This is a genomic window from Paenibacillus sp. USHLN196 (assembly GCF_037144955.1).
GTDB lineage: Bacteria > Bacillota > Bacilli > Paenibacillales > Paenibacillaceae > Paenibacillus > Paenibacillus xylanexedens_C.
The window spans coordinates 95,835-113,555 of record NZ_JBBCYH010000014.1; the positions used below are offsets into that span (position 1 = coordinate 95,835).

Below are 17,721 nucleotides of genomic sequence, written 5' to 3' on the forward strand. Positions count from 1 at the left end.
TGGAAGGATAGGTGAAATCATGTCTGTTCAAGTTACAGCCAACTGCAGGACGTTTGAGAAGGAAGGCAAACCGTTCTTTTATTTGGCGGATACCGTATGGAGTGCATTTACCAATGCTACATTGGAGGAATGGGAAGAATATCTCGATTATCGCAGCATGCAGGGATTCAACGTTGTGCAGATTAATATTTTGCGCCAATGGGATGCCAGCGGTTCTGATCTGAATATCGAACCTTTCAACCAGCAAGAAGACGGTTCGATGGACTATTTTTCATTTAATGAAGCTTATTTCGACCGTGCACAAGAAATGGTTCGCATGGCAACAGAACGTGGATTCACACCAGCGCTTGTGCTTCTGTGGTGCAACTATGTACCCGATACCTGGGCCACGATGTTTCAGAAGGATGGGAAGATGCCATTGGAAGCGGTTGAGCCTTATGTGACGTATGCTGTAAACCGCCTCGGGGAGTTTAATCCAATGTATCTGGTCAGTGGGGATACGGATTTCCCTTCCGAAGAAGCGAATGCTTACTACCAGACAGCACTGGAGACTGTAAAACGCATCAGCCCATCCAGTCTGACAACGTTACACATTCAAGGCAGGCTACGAGAGATTCCTGAAGTGTTTGCGAACCATGAAGGGCTAGACTTTTACATGTATCAGTCTGGACATAACTCGGAGTTCCAAGCCTACGCGCATGAGATTGCAGAACATTTCTATTATCAGTCACCTGTACGTCCAGTGATCAACGGTGAACCTTGTTATGAACAGATTAGTTATAGCCGCAATGTCTATGGACGATATTCCGCATTCGATGCCCGTAAGGCTGCATGGCATAGTTTACTTGCCGGAGGCGGGGCCGGAGTCACCTATGGAGCACATGGCATCTGGAGCTGGCATAAGAAAGGCAAGTCTTTTGGCATTGTGGAGGGGGAAGGTTTTGACAGTCCTTATGATTGGAGATCGGCTCTCCGGTTCGAAGGTGCGTGGGACTACTCCTTTATCAAGTATCTCTTCGAGCAGTACAAGCTGGTCGGCGTGAAGCCGATGGATATTGTATTGAACAAGACGAAGGAGATCCGTGCGGCAGGCACGGAAGACACGATTTTGCTGTATGTTCCGGTAAACACCAAGGTGCGTGTGGACTTCCCTGTTGAAGAATACGAATTCATGACCATTGACCTCGTGCAACGCCGATTTGCCAAGACAGCAGCTTATCGCGAGAACGATTACGGCATAATCCCCATGCATGCTTTTGAACATGATGTGGTGGTGATCGGTACGCGTAAATAGAGTCACCAGAGAGAGACGCCAAAGCTGGCACAAATAGAGATTTACATTACAGATGGGGTGAAGGTATGTGGAAAATTGGTATTGTCGGAACGGGGTACTGGTCAGAAAAACACATTAAGGCTTGGCAATTCGTTGCTGATGCCGAGATAACAGGAATTTGCGACAGGCACGAAGATACATTGAATGAAAAAGCAGAACAATTTAACATCCCGGCAACATTTCGTTATTCGGATGTGACAGTGATGCTAAATAATGCGAATCTCGATGTAATCGATATCATCACGCCACCGGAAACTCATCTGGAGCTGGTGAAAATGGCTGCAGCAGCGGGGAAGCATATTATGTGCCAGAAGCCTTTTGCCCGGTCCATTGAGGAAGCCGAGGAGATGGTACGAATTGCAGAGGAAGCTGGCGTACGTCTGATGGTGACGGAGAATTGGCGCTGGTTAGAACCTTTCCAGTTGATCAAGCAACTGCTTGAGGAAAATACTGTGGGACAATTGAATACGATTCGGTATATTCATACGGATTATTATTCTCCGAGATTTGCACCGGAAGAGAAGTTGCCACAGCCTTTTTTCAGAGACATGCCACAATTGCTATTCTATGAGATGGGTGTGCATTGGTTTGACACCTGGCGGTTCTTGTTTGGTGAGCCTGAACGTCTATATGCCGAGACCAGAAAGATTAGTAACTATACGTTGGGGGAAGACAGCGGTATGGTCATGCTGGGATACAGGAATTATGTCGGTCTCTTGGATATGAGCTGGGCGACTCGCCGTGAACTGAGTGAACCTTTGCCGAATCAGGTGCTTCCGGATCATAAGGAGCAACTCATCATTGAAGGGGATAAGGCTTCCATTAAGCTATATAAAGACGGAAGGTTGTCCATCATTGATAATGCTGGTGTGGAGACGGTATATGCTGAACGTACAGAGCTAAACTACGAGGACAGTCATCGTAAACTGCAATCCCACTTTATTGAATGTTTGAATACAGGTGCGGAATTCCAGACCAGTGGTTCGGATAATGTTAAAACGCTTCGCTTGGTATTCGATACGTATGACAGCGCAACTCATCACCACGTGAAGCAGTATGTACAGGAGTAATCATGTCCATTAATGATGTTGTCATGATTCTTATTGCATTTTTCCTGGTGCTTGGCGCTGTGGACAAGGCTTTCGGGAACAAGTTGGGCCTTGGAGCAGCATTCACGGAGGGCATTATGGCGATGGGCCCACTCGCCCTGGTGATGGTGGGAATTGTATCCCTTGCACCATTCCTAGCGAATATGCTTATTCCGCTGATATCTCCATTATATGAAGCGATCGGTGCCGATCCGGCATCGTTCGCCAATACCATCCTCGCGGTAGATATGGGAGGGTACGCTCTGGCTGGACAGATGGCCCAGAGTGAACAGGCTGGCCTGTTCTCCTGGGTGTTCCTGGGGACCATGTTTGGGCCAACGATCGTGTTTACCATCCCTGTTGCATTGGGCATTCTGGATCGGAAGGATCATCCGTACTTTGCCAAAGGGGTACTGATCGGCATCAGTACCATTCCCGTTGGTTGTTTAGTCGGCGGTCTAGTAGCGGGCATCAATTTTACAGTGATATACCGAAATCTGATGATACCGATTCTGTTATCTGTAATTATTATGATCGGCTTGCGCTATTTTACGAATCAGACCGTGAGGTTGTTTAAAATATTTGGAAGCGGTATCACCTTGTTGTCCCTGATTGGACTGGTGGCTATAGCTGTCAAAACCCTTACAGGTTGGGCACTAATTCCCAATATGGCACCGCTCTCGGAAGGCATTACTACGGTAGGTACAATTGCGATTGTGCTGGCGGGTGCTTTTCCCATGGTAGCGGTAATCAATAAAGTCTGCCAAACCCCGCTTGAGCGAGCGGGCCGTTTGCTGAATCTGGATGCGCCAACAACCGCCGGACTCGTTGCTTCACTGGCTCACAATATTCCGACCTTTCGAATGGTCAAAAATATGAATCCAAGGGGAAAAGTTATTAGTATCGCTTTTGCAGTCAGCGGCTCCTTTGTGCTTGGGGGTCATCTGGGTTTTGTAGCAGGAATGGACAAATCTATGGTAACTGCCATGATTGTGGGCAAATTGACAGGGGGCATCAGTGCGGCGATTGTAGCAGCATGGGCTACACCAATCAAGAACGATATTCAAATATAAATCATTTAACAACGATATTTAAATACTCATTTGTCTGATTAAGAATTATTGCAAGATATTACGGCATCCATGTAAAGGAGTATATGACATGAATCACGATCAAACAGCAAAGGAAATTCTCAGCGCCGTCGGTGGCAATGAAAATATTAATAATGTCATTCATTGTGTGACTCGTCTCCGATTCAACCTGAAAGATATGAAGGCACCCGACAAGGAAGAGATCAAGAAGATCGACGGAGTACTCACTGTTGTGGAGAGTGGTGGCCAGTTCCAGGTGGTCATCGGCAATGAAGTTCCCAAAGTCTATGAGTCCCTGATAGGAACAATGGGAAAAGAACCGATGTCAGCCACTTCAGAACAAAAGGGGCAAGGAGATAAGCATGGTCTGTTCAATCGCTTTGTTGACGTGATATCTGGCGTATTTATGCCGGTAATCGGTGTGCTCGCGGCAGCGGGTATTCTCAAAGGGTTGCTAGCCCTGTTCAGTACGTTGAAATGGCTTACGGAAGACATGAGCACATACAAGATATTGTTTGCAACCGCAGATGCACTGTTCTACTTCTTCCCGATTCTGCTTGGGTTCTCTGCAGGGAAAAAGTTTGGAGGTAATCCATTTATCTCTGCAACCATTGGTGCTGCACTCGTATATCCAACGATGACCGCTGCCGCTACGGCAGGGACAGGTATGTCCTTTCTGGGCATTCCGGTCATTTTAATCAACTATACACAATCGGTTATTCCAATTGTTATTGCTTCTTATCTGGCAGCAAATTTCGAGAGATGGCTTACGAAAATATCTCCTTCTTCCATTAGAATGTTTGCTGTACCGCTGATTACACTGACAGTAATTACCCCGGTTGTTTTTATGGCAGTGGGGCCGGTAGCAACGCTAATCAGTGACTATTTGGCAAAAGGAGCAATGTGGACTTACGGGCTAAGCCCTATTGTTGCCGGATTGCTTCTGGCTGGCCTCTGGCAAACCATTATTATTTTTGGGTTACACTGGGCATTTATTCCCATCCTGCTCAATAATTTGGTAACAAACGGATTTGATCCAATCAATGGTATGTTGTATGCTACTACGTTTGCCCAAACCGGGGCAGCATTTGCAATTGCGATCAAAACCCGGGATAAGAAGTTGAAGCCGATTGCGATGTCTGCGACAATTTCAGGCCTCATGGGTGTAACGGAACCCGCCATTTACGGTGTAACATTACCGGCGAAAAAAGCGTTTATTATGGCTTCCATTGCAGGTGGTATCGCAGGAGCTGTCGCTGGTTTCATGGGTTCTACTGCGTATGGCTTTGGTGCAGGGGTGTTCGGTATTCCTTTGTTCATCAATCCTAATGGAATGGATACCGGATTCATTGGTTTCATCCTTTCTGTCCTTATCGCCTTTGTATTGGGCTTTATTCTGACGTACATGTTCGGTTACAAAAATGCAGCCACGTCTTCTGCAATGAAGCAGGAAAAAGCAGAACAGGTGCAACCAAACCGTTTATCATCGGATGACAAAGAATCTGCTGGTGATGTTTCTGCTACGACTCCAGTTCAGGCAACTACGGAAGTGTATGGAGAGAAGATCGTGTCCAGCCCGCTGACGGGCCAACTGATTCCGTTGACAGAGGTCGGGGATGAGGCGTTCTCTAGTGGAGCCATGGGTCAAGGAGCGGCGATCATCCCGACAAAGGGTGTGGCATATGCCCCGTTCGATGGTGTAGTGGTTACGATTTTCAAGACGAAACATGCCATTGGACTGTTGTCTGAGGATGGCGTGGAGATTTTGATTCATGTGGGTATCAATACCGTGACTCTCAAAGGCAAGCATTTCACTTCATATGTCTCTGATGGCGATACTGTTCGCAAAGGAGACAAGCTGGTAGAGTTCGATCTGGAGGGCATTACAGCCGCAGGGCTGGATATAATGACCTCTGTGATCGTATCGAATACAGCTATTTACACAGACATTCAGGCTAAACAACAAGGTAACATCGAACATGGTGAAGCTTTGATCACTGTAAAATAAAAACGTATGATATGTCGGAGCAATAGCATTTCAATATAACTATGTAACAATACCAGTAAGGGCAGTTCTCCGTATTAACGGGGAACTGCCCTTATTCATTCCGTATAGATTAATGAGAGATGAATTAAACCACACCTTGAGCAATCATGGAATCGGCGACCTTGAGGAAACCGGCGATATTTGCTCCAGCTACGAGGTTGCCTTCACATCCGTACGCTTCAGCAGCTTCTACACAGCTGGTGTAGATGTTCTTCATGATGTCATGCAGCTTCGCGTCTACTTCTTCAAATGACCAGGACAACCGCATGCTGTTCTGTGACATTTCAAGAGCAGACACAGCTACACCGCCAGCATTCGCCGCTTTGGCTGGACCAAACAGCACGCCAGCACCATGGAAGACGTCAATGGCAGCCAGGGTGGAAGGCATATTCGCACCTTCGCCAATGGCCTTCACGCCACCTTTGACCAGAAGGGCAGCAGCTTCTTCATCGATCTCGTTTTGCGTCGCACACGGAAGAGCAATATCACAAGGAATAGACCAGATTCCTTCACAGCCTTCAGTATATGTAGCATGCGGGTGTTCTTTGATATATTCGCTGATGCGAAGACGGTCAACCTCTTTCAGACGTTTCACGGTATCCAGGTTGATGCCTTGTGGATCGTGTATGTAGCCACCTGAGTCACTACACGCCACAACTGTAGCTCCAAGCTCCTGTGCCTTCTGAATGGCATAGATGGATACATTACCAGAGCCAGAGACAACGACCGTACTGTCCTTGAAGCTGAGTCCTTTGGATTGCAGCATCTCATGCACGAAGTACACACAGCCGAAGCCAGTAGCCTCTTTGCGTGCCAAGCTTCCCCCGTACAGAAGACCTTTTCCAGTTAATACGCCTGCCTCATGCCCGCCATGAATACGTTTGTATTGACCGAACATGTAACCAATTTCCCGCGCGCCTACACCAATGTCGCCAGCAGGTACATCGGTATCGGAACCGATATATTTGTACAGCTCTGTCATGAAGCTTTGTGTGAAACGCATCACTTCCAGATCTGATTTTCCTTTGGGATCAAAGTCGGAACCACCTTTACCACCACCAATAGGCAGGCCGGTCAACGCATTTTTGAAGATCTGTTCGAAGCCAAGGAACTTGATGATGCCCGAGTATACGGATGGATGGAAACGCAGTCCGCCTTTGTAAGGGCCAATGGCACTGTTGAACTGTACCCGGAATCCACGGTTAACCTGAACTTTGCCCTGATCATCTACCCACGGAACACGGAACGTAATTACACGTTCAGGTTCAACAAGCTGTTCCAGCAGGCTGTGGTTCTTGTATTTGGGATGTGCTTCAATGACAGGAATAAGGGAATCCAGGATTTCTTTGACAGCCTGATGGAACTCGTCTTCATGCGGATTTCGGGCGACAACCGACTCATAGACGGAATGAACATATTCTGCGGCAGTAACTTGAGCTGACTCTGTAGTTTGTTTTGTTATCGTGGACACTTTTTCGATGCACTCCTTTATTGTGTTAAAGTCTGTAGATGCTTATTTGTATAAATTGCATAAAAGTTTGTAGTTAAATATACAGGAAAGCAAATAAAAATACGAGATAGAAATCCATAAAATGTTTTTTATACCGTAATTAAAATGTTCTATGGATCTACCATCTAATGTAAAGAATTAGATTATTAAATGGATAATACAACCAAACTAATTGACATTAACAGCAAGTTAGCCGAATACACTGGATTAATATTTTTCTTTTGGTAAGATGGTATGAAGGTCTCATGTTCTGAGGTCTATACAAAATATCAAGGAGGAAAACAAGATGATCAATAGAAACATGCGAATCAACGCGGAGAACAAGGCTTGTATAGGGGGTGAAATTTATTATGAACCATAGGACTTCCCGCCAAAATTGCAGAGAGAAGCTGGTAAGCCAGCTATTTACATTGGGTGAAGAGAAAAGGACATTTCTTGACGCTTATTTTGACGTGCGCGATCCGCAGCGAATACAGTTGGAAAAACAGCTGTCGGCATATACGCAGTATGTGGAGAAGTTGCTCCTTGGCCCGGATGAAGATCTGGACTCGGTTCTATTGATCGGTAGTCTCATTGAATTTGAATACATCGATTTTCACACATCGGATTCATTCGTGATTGTTATGCCTGAGGATACGGATCCTGATAAGGGGCGTATTTCCTTTCTCTCCCCAGTAGGAAGTCAATTGTTGCTAGGCAGTAAAGGGGAAGTGCGCTCCGTTCAGACGCCATCAGGCTCCATGCGGATACGCATCACGGGAATTGAGCTGCAGAGCGAAGCTATGAACGAATTGACTCTGGGGGGTGCAGATCATGCACTTTAAGGAGACAGATTTACCGGGAATTGGACGTAAATACTGGCTGCATACCCGTAGTGGCGAGCATCTGGTCATTGTAATTCATAACGACGAGCGACGCGACCTGTTTCACATGGAATCAGGGGATACGCCTGAAGAGCTCGGGGATATGGTATCTCTGGTTACCCTGGACGATGATGAAGCGCGGGCAGTAGCCGCTATTGTCGGTGGCATGACCTATAAACCGAAGTTCCAGAATGAGCGCGAAGTAATGCTCGAAGGGCTGTTAATCGAATGGCTTCGAATTGAACCTCACGCGGCAAGCGTAGGTATGACCATTGGTGAAATGGATATCCGGAAGGCAACAGGTGCCGTTATTTTGGCTGTGGTGACCAAGGACAAGGAGAAGCAATTCAATCCAGGTCCAGACTATGTTTTTACAGCTGGGGCTACAATCGTGGTCGCAGGTGAACGGGATCAGATCAAACATCTCAAACAATTGTTAACTGATGGACGGACTTAGCCTATGGATATGCTCATATTCGAAGTGGGAATTGCCGTTGCGCTGATTACACTTACGGGGCTGATATCTTCACGATTACGTTTTTCGGTCATTCCTTTCTATATCCTGATTGGTATGGCTGTAGGACCACATGCACCACAGATCGGGATTGTGGATTTACGTTTTATCGAAAGTTCGACCTTTATTGAATTTATGGGCAGGCTTGGCATTTTGTTTTTGCTATTTTACTTGGGTCTGGAGTTCTCAGTCTCCCGGTTATTGAAGTCTGGTAAAGCCATTCTGACCGGGGGCATGTTCTATGTAGGCCTAAATTTTGTCTCTGGTCTGTTACTGGGCTGGTTCATGAATCTGCCACTTCAGGAGACACTCGTTGTCTGCGGGATCATGACCAGCTCTTCTACAGCCATCGTTGCTAAAGTGCTCGTTGACCTGAAGCGCACGGCGAACCCGGAGACAGAAATTATTATGGGTATGATCATGTTTGATGACTTGTTCATCGCGATTCATATCTCCATCCTGACTGGACTTGTGCTTAGCGGGGCAACTTCATTCTTAAGCGTCCTGCTTGTATCGCTGTCTGCTCTGCTGTTCATTGTGCTGTTCCTGATTATCGGCAGGAAAAGCATCAAATATATTGATAAGGCACTTAACATCAAGTCGTCAGAGCTATTTCTGTTAACTGTCATGACATTGCTCTTCCTGGTAGCGGGCTTCTCGGAGACACTTCATGTAGCGGAAGCAATTGGAGCCTTAATGATGGGGCTTGTGCTCGGTGAATCAAGGCATGTCAGCCGAATTGAGCATCAGATTATGCCTTTCAAAGACTTTTTTGGTGCTATATTCTTCTTTAGCTTTGGACTGACCATTGAGCCGTCGTCACTCGGCGGAGCTGTCGGCATGACGATTATTGCAGTGATTCTGACGATTGCCAGTAACTATGGTGCAGGTATGATTGCTGGCAGATTGGCTGGAATGAGCCCAAAGGCTTCACTGAATGTAGGTTTTACCCTGGTATCCCGGGGCGAATTCTCTATTATTATGGCTAACATCGGCAAGGCGGGGGGACTGATGGCCTCCATCCAATCGTTTGCCGTATTATATGTATTAATCTTGGCTGTGCTGGGGCCTATCCTGACCAAAGAATCTCCGCGGATCTATGCACAATATGAGCGTCTAAGGAAGCGGATGAAACGAAGGGAAACGGGCTGAGCCGAACGCTGGCCGTCTCGGGACAGACTGGGAATTCTGACTGTAGTGTTTAATAAGCGTCACACCATTTGGAGAGAGAAATCACTCCAGGGTGTGGCGTTTTTTATTATTGGTACCGATCCAATATTGCCTTGTTATTGTGTGCATTCCACCAATTTATGGTATGTATCCATATCTTGTGCGTGGTCATGAATGTTCAAGTCCGAAGTCAGGACTTTGGATGTGATTTGGTAGAGATAGGTTGAAAATAAAAAGTTATTATGTAAAATAATGTTATATTTGAATCTAGTAGTTGAACTACCATTTATAGTAGAACGTCCGAGGAGGAATAGTTCATGAATAAGAAAAGTAGATTTCAACGGTTAAAATGGGCAGGTACAGGGATGTTGCTCAGTCTCGCATTATTTGCTTTGCCTGCATCAGCTGCTTGGAACGATACATATCAGGGGTATGCGACGTACACAGGTTCAGGTTACTCGGGAGGTGCGGTGTTGCTTGATCCCATCCCGGCAGACATGAAGATTACTGCACTCAATCCGTTCCAGCTCAATTATAACGGGGTTAAAGCAGCCTTGGCGGGAGCCTATCTCGAAGTACAGGGACCTAAGGGCAAAACAACGGTCTATGTAACAGATCTGTATCCAGAGGGTGCTAGTGGGGCACTGGATCTTTCACCGAATGCCTTTAACCTGATCGGTGACCCGAAGGCAGGCAAAATCAATATCAGCTGGAAAGTGGCCAAAGCACCAATTCAAGGCAATGTCTCCTATCGGATCAAGGAAGGCAGCAGTCAGTGGTGGGCAGCCATTCAGGTTCGTAACCATAAATATCCGGTGTTGAAGTTCGAAGTCAAACAAAAGGATGGCACGTGGCTTAATCTCGAAAAACAAGATTATAATCATTTCCTCGGAACCGGATTGGGCAAAGAAAAACTGAACGTTCGCATTACCGATATTCGCGGTCAGGTATTGAATGATACAATTCCAGCTCTCCCTAATGATGGGTCAGGCGGGGCATATATCGTACCGGGCAATGTACAGTTTCCGGATTGACAGAATTATGAAGTTGTAATAAAAAGAAGTATGGTCATAGACGTTTTTAACGAAAAGTCGTACACTGTACGGCTTTTTTTGGTATAGGAAAAGAGGAGAATGTACTTAATGAAGAAAAGTTTGCCTTCCTATCAGACAACACATCCCTATTGGAAACAGTATCAGAACTTCTTTCCGGAAGAAGTGAGGCTGGACGATGATACAGCTCCTGAAGAAGAATGGTGGGTATCGAATGGCGTTCATCTTCATATCGATCGATTACCCGCGCCTGAATCTTCAATCAAAATTTTGTTTATTCATGGTGCGGGAGGCAATGGCAGGTTGCTTGCTCCTTATGCCCGAATGTTGCAGCGACATGGATACGAGGTGGTATCGCCAGATCTTCCCCCATATGGGCTAAGTTATGCGCTGTCTGGCACACGGATCAACTATGAACTATGGATTGATCTGCTTGTTTCACTTATCGAACGGGAAAATACGAGAGACGGCAAGCCGATCGTTGTATTGGGAAGCAGTATTGGAGGCATGCTTGCCTATCATACCAGCGCCCGCAGTGAGTATGTTAAGGGTCTGATCGCAACTACATTTGTAGACACGAGTAACCCCGATATGCGTGATCAGCTTGCCCCCAATCGTCTGGTGAGCCGGATGGGAAAACGCATGATGGATTTGTTTCCGAGTCTGCTGGATCATATGCGGATTTCGGTCAAGCAGGTATCCCGGATGCAACTGATTACCAATAACCGGGACTTAACTCGGCTCATTATGAACGATCCACAAGCGGCAGCCACACGTATTCCGTTGGAACTATTAAGAACATTCCTTAATAAGGAGCCGGAGGTAAACCCGGAACAATTCAGCCAGTGTCCTGTCTTATTGGTTCATCCTGAATTGGACCCCATGACACCGATCAGGTTCAGCCAATCCTTTTTTGATCGACTGGTGATAGATAAGGAATGCATCATTTTGGAGGGTGCAGGCCATTTCCCGATAGAGCAGCCAGGGCTGAAGCAATTGGAGGCGGCAGTGCTACGATTTTTGCAACAGATTCAATGATAATCAAAGGCAACTACACTGCTTCGCATAAGATGGTTTTCATATCCTAAGTACGTAAAACACCTCCCACTAAGGGAGGTGTATTTGAATATTTTCGATATGAACTGCGCTACCGCCAACCTGAATCTGTGTGATTTCATTGGAGCTGCCCAGAGTTAATCGGGCTCGGATCTCGGAGGGACGGTTCATGGTATACCCTTGTCTGATCGTATACGTGTGATGATGAGGATCAGTGAGCTGGTTGTATTGATACAAATAACAGAGCAGTGCGCCATTAGATGTACCCGTTGCGCTCTCTTCGTCAATATCGTAAAGTGGAGCGAAATTTCGACATTCTGCCAGAACGCCCTCTGCATCGGATGCGAGTGTGAACACGTGATAACCTATGACATGATGTGCTTTACATATTTCAGTGATACGCTGGAAGTCAGGATCGATTTTGGCCAGCACATCAATATCTTTAACGGCTATCAAGATATCATGTAGCCCGGTAGAGACGATCTGTACAGGCAATTCAGCGTGTATATCATGCAAAGGAATGCGCAACGAATCGGCAATCTGCTGCCGGTCCACTATCTCCCCGAACTTCGGTAATGTCTGTGACAGATAGATTTCACCATTTACCTCGATAACGACCTCAAGAATTCCGGCCAGTGTCTCCAGTGTATATGTACCAACCTCAATGATGTGCTGTGTCTTCATTAGATAAAATAAAGCAATCGTGGCATGTCCACATAGATCGACTTCATCACTTGGGGTGAAGTAACGCACCTTGAAATCAGCCTGATCCGACGGCATAACAAAAGCAGTCTCTGAAAAACCGACTTGTCTGGCAACCTCTTGCATCTGGAATTCAGACAAATGTGCTGCTTGTAACACAACCCCTGCGGGGTTTCCGCCAAGAGCCTTGTCCGAAAATGCATGTAATGTACTGACTTCAACTTCCATATCGTTACCTCGCTTGTTCGGTTATTGGGTTAAGGTTTAACATAATCGACATTATAGCACGGTTTTGTTGAATGAATAGGTCAAGTGACAACCGGGAAAGGGTAATGATAGAGGAGAGCATAACGATAATTTAGTGGAAAGGCTGGGATCTCTAATGAAAGCAATCGTGATTGAGGAGTTTGGTGGAGCGGAACAATTGAAGGAAAAGGAAGTAGCTAAGCCAGCATGTGGAGTGAATCAGGTGCTAATCCGAACGCATGCCACGTCGGTGAATCCGGTGGACTTCAAAATCAGACAAGGTCATATGAAAGAGGCGGCAGAGAACTTCCCGTTAATTCTGGGCGGTGATGTGGCTGGTACTGTAACTGAAGCAGGCTCGAATGTTATGCGATTCAGAGAGGGAGATCGGGTATTTGCACGCCCGCGTCAATTCGGAACCTATGCTGAATATGTTGCTGTCGATGGGGACATTATTGCACGTATACCGGAGAACCTGAGCTTCGAGGAAGCAGCGGCTATTCCCCTGGCTGCGATGACAGCCTGGCAAGCGCTTGTAGTTCATGGACGATTAGCCAAAGGGCAGAAGGTACTCATTCATGCGGGTGCCGGTGGTGTGGGAACATATGCGATTCAGATTGCCAAGTCCCTCGGCGCTGAAGTGGCTTCCACAGCGAGTGAATCCAACGAAGCATTGCTTCGCTCGTTGGGGGTGGATCATTTTATCAATTATAAAAAAGAAGATTTCTCGGAGGTTCTCTCCGGTTATGATGTTGTACTGGACACGATGGGCGGGGATATTCAGCGCGACAGCTTCAAGGTGTTGAAGTCTGGTGGCCATCTGGTATCCCTGGTGGAGCAACCGGATGAGAAGCTTGCCAAGGAGGCCGGAGTAACGGCCAACGTATTCATGATGGAGCCCAAAGGGGATCAACTGGATCAATTGGCTGAACTGGCCGCGGAAGGCAAGCTCAAATCGGTTATTGATGGAACATATCCGCTAAGTGAACAGGGAGTGCGTGAAGCACACGAGAAAAGTGAAACCCATCATGCCCGTGGCAAACTGGTTATTCGGGTTGAATAGAGTTCATTAACTCGTAGAAGTAGTTTGACTCATGAGTCTGATACAGATTGAACCAGGCATGTAAGGTTTCTGGTGCAAAGACACCCAACAACTTCAACACGTGCATCGCAAATTCTAACGGAGCTATTCCTGATGCAGTAACTACATTTCCGTCGGTTACTGCAGGCTCCGTTACATAATGTTTTTCTCCAGTATAATCTGGGCATATCATCTTCAGGTATTCTAAATCATTGCTTGTATGCTGTCTGGAATCCAGCATCCCTATTTTTGCAAGTGCAACAGTGGCACCACAAATGGCCGCAATAACCGTACCTTTTTCTACAGAGGCAGCAACTTTTTTCAATAGAGGATCATGGATGGTGTCCAGCCAGGTGTTTCCTCCTGGAAGAATGATGACATCATTACTGTTCAATTCACACTCATCAATAGAAATCTGAGGAAGGATGTTCAATCCTCCCATGGTAGTTACCGGATGTTTATCTACGCCTACCGTTACGACCTGTAAAGGCTCGATCTCTTTCCTGAAATATCTTCCTGAGTTCAGTTCAGCAGTTAGATATCCTACCTCCCAGTCTGCCATCGTATCGAATACATATAGATATACGTTCTTCGTTTGCATCATACACTCTCCTTCTGTTATTCCTGATTGAATGGATTACTCTCGTATTATAAAAAAACTTCACTGACAACTACGGTCAGTAAAGTTTTAAACTTGATAATAGTCAATGAGGTCGTATAGAACTTCAACCAGTTTGTGCTTCAAACTGAGGGGTTTTAGGACTTGAACAGATCTGCCATAGGGCAAAAGCAAGCTTGGGACGTATTTATGCATATGTTCTTGATCTATTAAAAAAATAGCTTCCTTAGAAGTCCGTTCTTGGAGATGATTTCCCAAAAACCAATGCTGGCATAGGCTATCGAGCGTACTTGTTTTACCTGCCAGAACCATAGAAATAAATGATTCCGAATTGTCTGCTTCTGGAAGCAGGTTACGAGTAAAAAATTCACTTGCCGAAAAATGCGGTGGAGGGTTGAACGTTATTTCTGTCTGGTGAATACGGATGATTCGCTCCACCCTAAAACTGCGAATTTCATTCCGCAAATGACAAAAGGCTATAACATACCAGTTAGTATTCCAGTAGATCATTCCGTAGGGGTCGACAATTCTACGTTTGGGTTGCTCTTCATGACTTGTGTGGTAATCCACTTCTACAGACACTTTGTTTAACACGCTTTGCTCCAATTTTCTCAATATGGGCACTATAGTTGGTTTTTCATGTGGGCCTATGACTTCAATCCCTTCGAAATGTTGCTTAATCATGCTTTCCTGTTCTTGATTTGAGTGCATCATAAGCTTTGAAGTTGCGCTATCTAACGCCTCCCCTAAAAAATATCCAGCTTCTTTTGCGAAAACAGCGGCATGAAGTAATGTTGTTTTCTCCTCGACATCAAAAAGAAGAGGACTCTTAATAAAATGATTCAACAGAGTATACCCTCCATGATGACCCGTGTCGGATATAATCGGTACACCACTAGCACAAAGTGAATCAATATAACGGTAAACGGTTCGTATGTTCATTTCTAATTTTTCAGATATTTGTTTTGCCGTAATTTTTCTGCCTGAATTCAGCATCCATAGGATTGCCATCATGTTATCCAGTCTAGACATTAGTTTCACCTCAGAGATTACTATAACATTCATTCCGAAATTTGGGTCTGGGTTGGAAGAAGCAACAATACCTGCTCCTCAATTCTGGTGCAATAAGATATAATAGGGGAAATTTATTCCATTCTGTGCATGAGGTGATAAAAGGATGTCCAACGAACTTATTGAAGCCATTCAATTGTTAAAAGAAAAGAAGTGGGTGGATCTAACCCATACTTTTGGACCGGATTCTCCACATTTTTCAGCTTTTGATGCAGCAAAATTCGATACATTGTTTGATCATGATCAAGGTTTCTTTGCCCAGAGCTTTAAGTTCCCCGGTCAATACGGGACACATCTCGATGCACCGATCCACTTTGTACGTGATACCCGGTACCTCGATGAGTTGGGCTTGAAAGAGCTCGTATTGCCGCTTGTAGTCATTGACCAGTCCGCTGAAGTGGCGAATAACCCGGATTTCACACTGGGTGTGGAGCACATTCATGAATTCGAAAGAGAACATGGTGTGATTGAAGCTGGTAGCTTTGTAGCCTTGCGTACGGATTGGAGCAAACGTTGGCCGAACCATGAAGCATTTGATAACAAGGATGATGAGGGCAACAGTCATGCACCCGGATGGTCGGTTAGTGCGCTAATGTTTTTATTTGAGGAAAGAAAGGTACAAGCCATTGGGCATGAAACCTTTGACACGGATTCAGCGGTGGATTACCAGAAGAATGGAGCACTTCTGGCAGAATATTATGTACTTGCCCAGGATACATATCAAGTTGAGCTGTTAACAAACCTGGATCAGGTGCCAGCCAAGGGTGCTGTTATTTTCAATATTGTACCCAAAGCGGAGAAAGCTTCTGGTTTTCCAGTCCGGTCTTTTGCCATTTTGCCGTAAAACGTGATAGATCAAAAGCTAAAATAGATAATCACATAAATCAGATACTAACGAAGTCTAAATAATTCACGTATGTAAATAGCAAGGGAGGCGTATTCCGCCTCCTTTTTATGTTGTTACTTTTGATCCGAGTAGGGATCTTGATTAAATCTTTGAGAGATTTTCTTCTCTGTTTTCTTACGTCGTATCCAGCGCTTCAGCAAGCCCTCTCCTTTACGTTCTTGCAGTGTTTCCTTCAATCCTTGAATCATAAATTCCGATCTTCGTCTGTCATCCCGACTAATCTCGCGTAATTCCTTAATAAATTTGTCGTCCATATCTGCCTCTCGCTTGTTCAGGATAATTCCATTATACCGAACGTACGTTCTTTTATCAAGTTTTACCATGTTGAATAATTTTCGAAGCCTATGTAGTGAAAAGAAGCACAGGAACATAACGTGCTGTGTGTGAGAATGATACGAGAGGGTTTGAGTATAATCCTCCATGAATGTATAAAGAACGAGAGAACGGAAGGAGCAATTCATGATGAAACGGAGTATAGGCAGGTCGTGGTTACTTATAGTGATGCATGGATTTCTGGGAATGGGGGCGCTCGTTGGAGGAAGCATTTTAATCATGGACCCAACGGGAAGTATGGTGAATCTGCCCGATTCTGTATTAGAGCATTCACCTTTTACCAGTTTTTTGTTTCCGGGAATCATCCTATTGCTGGTTCTTGGCGTGATGCCTCTAGTGATTGGTATTTCGCTCATCCGCTACGTTCATTGGGGGATGGGTGAGAGAATGAATCTCTATCCTGACCGCTATTGGGCTTGGACTTTTTCATTGTATACAGGGTTTGCTCTCATCATCTGGATTATGGCGCAGGTGTACTGGATTCAGGATGTTTCTATCATTCACTTGGTCTATTTTGCATGGGGAGTGGGTATTCAAGTTGTGACCTTATTGCCCGGGGTACAACAAATCTATTCAAAATAAACTGCTTGTATATTGAACAAACGGCTGCCGAAAGAATCGTTAAATGATTCTTTCGGCAGTTATTTATTATGAGCATCGAGATGATACGTGTTGTTGTAGTGATGTTTTCCACTTGTTTCTTGGGATGAGAGGGAATCGGATAAATCATATTGACAAAGAACTATTACTTACGTAATACACTTTATAAAGTATATTTATTAACTAGAGGAATAGTCACATGTGGTAAGTATCACAAAATCATAATCCGCATGAAACAGGGAGGTAAGTAGGGATGGTATACATTATTATGGCAGTTATAATATGGGCAGGTACCTATGCCAATATGGCCTTGTCAAAGCAGCCGATGGAAGTGAAGCCTGTGAAGTCAATGGATGATTTGTTTGAGTGAACAATGCAACTCTGCCGATTTCGATCCTTTGCCAGCACGATGGAACTCATGTGTTGGAGTAAGGTATT

The 17,721-nt window shown here is 45.3% G+C and carries 17 protein-coding genes; 12 read left to right on the forward strand and 5 right to left on the reverse strand.

The window, feature by feature from the left end; translation table 11 throughout:
* Positions 1-19 precede the first annotated feature (19 nt).
* The 4 genes from WFI24_RS27205 to WFI24_RS27220 all read left to right on the forward strand — a co-directional run bounded on the left by WFI24_RS27205 (position 20) and on the right by WFI24_RS27220 (position 5,520).
* Entirely contained in the window at positions 20-1,294 is a 1,275-nt protein-coding gene (locus WFI24_RS27205; RefSeq protein ID WP_336765085.1) for an apiosidase-like domain-containing protein, read from the forward strand.
* Positions 1,295-1,359: 65 nt separating this feature from the next.
* The gene (locus tag WFI24_RS27210; protein WP_336765086.1) at positions 1,360-2,403 is read left to right on the forward strand and encodes a Gfo/Idh/MocA family protein; all 1,044 of its coding nucleotides are present in this window, start codon (positions 1,360-1,362) and stop codon (positions 2,401-2,403) included.
* Between the two features lie 2 nt (positions 2,404-2,405).
* Positions 2,406-3,494, forward strand: a complete 1,089-nt coding sequence (gene eutH / locus WFI24_RS27215) for an ethanolamine utilization protein EutH (protein ID WP_336765087.1) — start codon at positions 2,406-2,408, stop codon at positions 3,492-3,494.
* 88 nt (positions 3,495-3,582) lie between these two features.
* The gene (locus WFI24_RS27220) at positions 3,583-5,520 is read left to right on the forward strand and encodes a beta-glucoside-specific PTS transporter subunit IIABC (RefSeq protein WP_336765088.1); all 1,938 of its coding nucleotides are present in this window, start codon (positions 3,583-3,585) and stop codon (positions 5,518-5,520) included.
* A 124-nt stretch (positions 5,521-5,644) separates the two neighbouring features.
* Here the strand turns inward: WFI24_RS27220 and gdhA are convergent, their stop codons facing one another.
* Positions 5,645-7,030: an NADP-specific glutamate dehydrogenase gene (gdhA, locus tag WFI24_RS27225; RefSeq protein WP_442956270.1), complete on the reverse strand. Its 1,386-nt coding sequence runs from the start codon at positions 7,028-7,030 to the stop codon at positions 5,645-5,647.
* A 389-nt stretch (positions 7,031-7,419) separates the two neighbouring features.
* Between gdhA and WFI24_RS27230 the strand changes: the two genes are divergently transcribed.
* The 5 genes from WFI24_RS27230 (at position 7,420) to WFI24_RS27250 (ending at position 11,706) form a co-directional block, all read left to right on the forward strand.
* Positions 7,420-7,893 carry a GreA/GreB family elongation factor gene (locus tag WFI24_RS27230; RefSeq protein WP_336765089.1) on the forward strand — a complete coding sequence of 158 codons (474 nt, stop codon included), beginning with the start codon at positions 7,420-7,422 and terminating at the stop codon, positions 7,891-7,893.
* Positions 7,883-8,389, forward strand: a complete 507-nt coding sequence (locus tag WFI24_RS27235) for a cation:proton antiporter regulatory subunit (RefSeq protein WP_336765090.1) — start codon at positions 7,883-7,885, stop codon at positions 8,387-8,389. The genes WFI24_RS27230 and WFI24_RS27235 overlap by 11 nt, the downstream gene beginning before the upstream one ends.
* A 3-nt stretch (positions 8,390-8,392) precedes the next feature.
* Complete coding sequence (locus tag WFI24_RS27240; protein WP_145323658.1) at positions 8,393-9,598, forward strand: cation:proton antiporter; 1,206 nt, start codon at positions 8,393-8,395, stop codon at positions 9,596-9,598.
* 335 nt (positions 9,599-9,933) lie between these two features.
* The gene (locus WFI24_RS27245) at positions 9,934-10,650 is read left to right on the forward strand and encodes an expansin EXLX1 family cellulose-binding protein (RefSeq protein ID WP_336765091.1); all 717 of its coding nucleotides are present in this window, start codon (positions 9,934-9,936) and stop codon (positions 10,648-10,650) included.
* A gap of 108 nt (positions 10,651-10,758) precedes the next feature.
* Positions 10,759-11,706, forward strand: a complete 948-nt coding sequence (locus tag WFI24_RS27250; RefSeq protein ID WP_336765092.1) for an alpha/beta hydrolase — start codon at positions 10,759-10,761, stop codon at positions 11,704-11,706.
* 69 nt (positions 11,707-11,775) lie between these two features.
* On the opposite strand, the gene WFI24_RS27255 is transcribed toward WFI24_RS27250, so the two are convergent.
* Entirely contained in the window at positions 11,776-12,654 is an 879-nt protein-coding gene (locus tag WFI24_RS27255; RefSeq protein WP_336765093.1) for a PhzF family phenazine biosynthesis protein, read from the reverse strand.
* 154 nt (positions 12,655-12,808) lie between these two features.
* Here WFI24_RS27255 and WFI24_RS27260 point away from each other — a divergent pair, with 154 nt between their 5' ends.
* Positions 12,809-13,735: an NADP-dependent oxidoreductase gene (locus WFI24_RS27260; protein WP_336765094.1), complete on the forward strand. Its 927-nt coding sequence runs from the start codon at positions 12,809-12,811 to the stop codon at positions 13,733-13,735.
* On the opposite strand, the gene WFI24_RS27265 is transcribed toward WFI24_RS27260, so the two are convergent.
* Positions 13,719-14,354, reverse strand: a complete 636-nt coding sequence (locus WFI24_RS27265; RefSeq protein WP_336765138.1) for a type 1 glutamine amidotransferase family protein — start codon at positions 14,352-14,354, stop codon at positions 13,719-13,721. The two genes, WFI24_RS27260 and WFI24_RS27265, sit on opposite strands and share 17 nt — an antisense overlap.
* A gap of 87 nt (positions 14,355-14,441) precedes the next feature.
* Entirely contained in the window at positions 14,442-15,404 is a 963-nt protein-coding gene (locus WFI24_RS27270) for a helix-turn-helix transcriptional regulator (RefSeq protein ID WP_336765095.1), read from the reverse strand.
* Positions 15,405-15,549: 145 nt separating this feature from the next.
* On the opposite strand from WFI24_RS27270, the gene WFI24_RS27275 reads away from it, so the two are divergent.
* A complete protein-coding gene (locus tag WFI24_RS27275; protein ID WP_336765096.1) occupies positions 15,550-16,287 on the forward strand; it encodes a cyclase family protein in 738 nt (245 codons plus the stop codon).
* A 116-nt stretch (positions 16,288-16,403) separates the two neighbouring features.
* Here the strand turns inward: WFI24_RS27275 and WFI24_RS27280 are convergent, their stop codons facing one another.
* Entirely contained in the window at positions 16,404-16,604 is a 201-nt protein-coding gene (locus WFI24_RS27280; RefSeq protein ID WP_145323637.1) for a hypothetical protein, read from the reverse strand.
* 205 nt (positions 16,605-16,809) lie between these two features.
* On the opposite strand from WFI24_RS27280, the gene WFI24_RS27285 reads away from it, so the two are divergent.
* The gene (locus WFI24_RS27285; RefSeq protein WP_336765097.1) at positions 16,810-17,265 is read left to right on the forward strand and encodes a hypothetical protein; all 456 of its coding nucleotides are present in this window, start codon (positions 16,810-16,812) and stop codon (positions 17,263-17,265) included.
* Positions 17,266-17,721 lie beyond the last annotated feature (456 nt).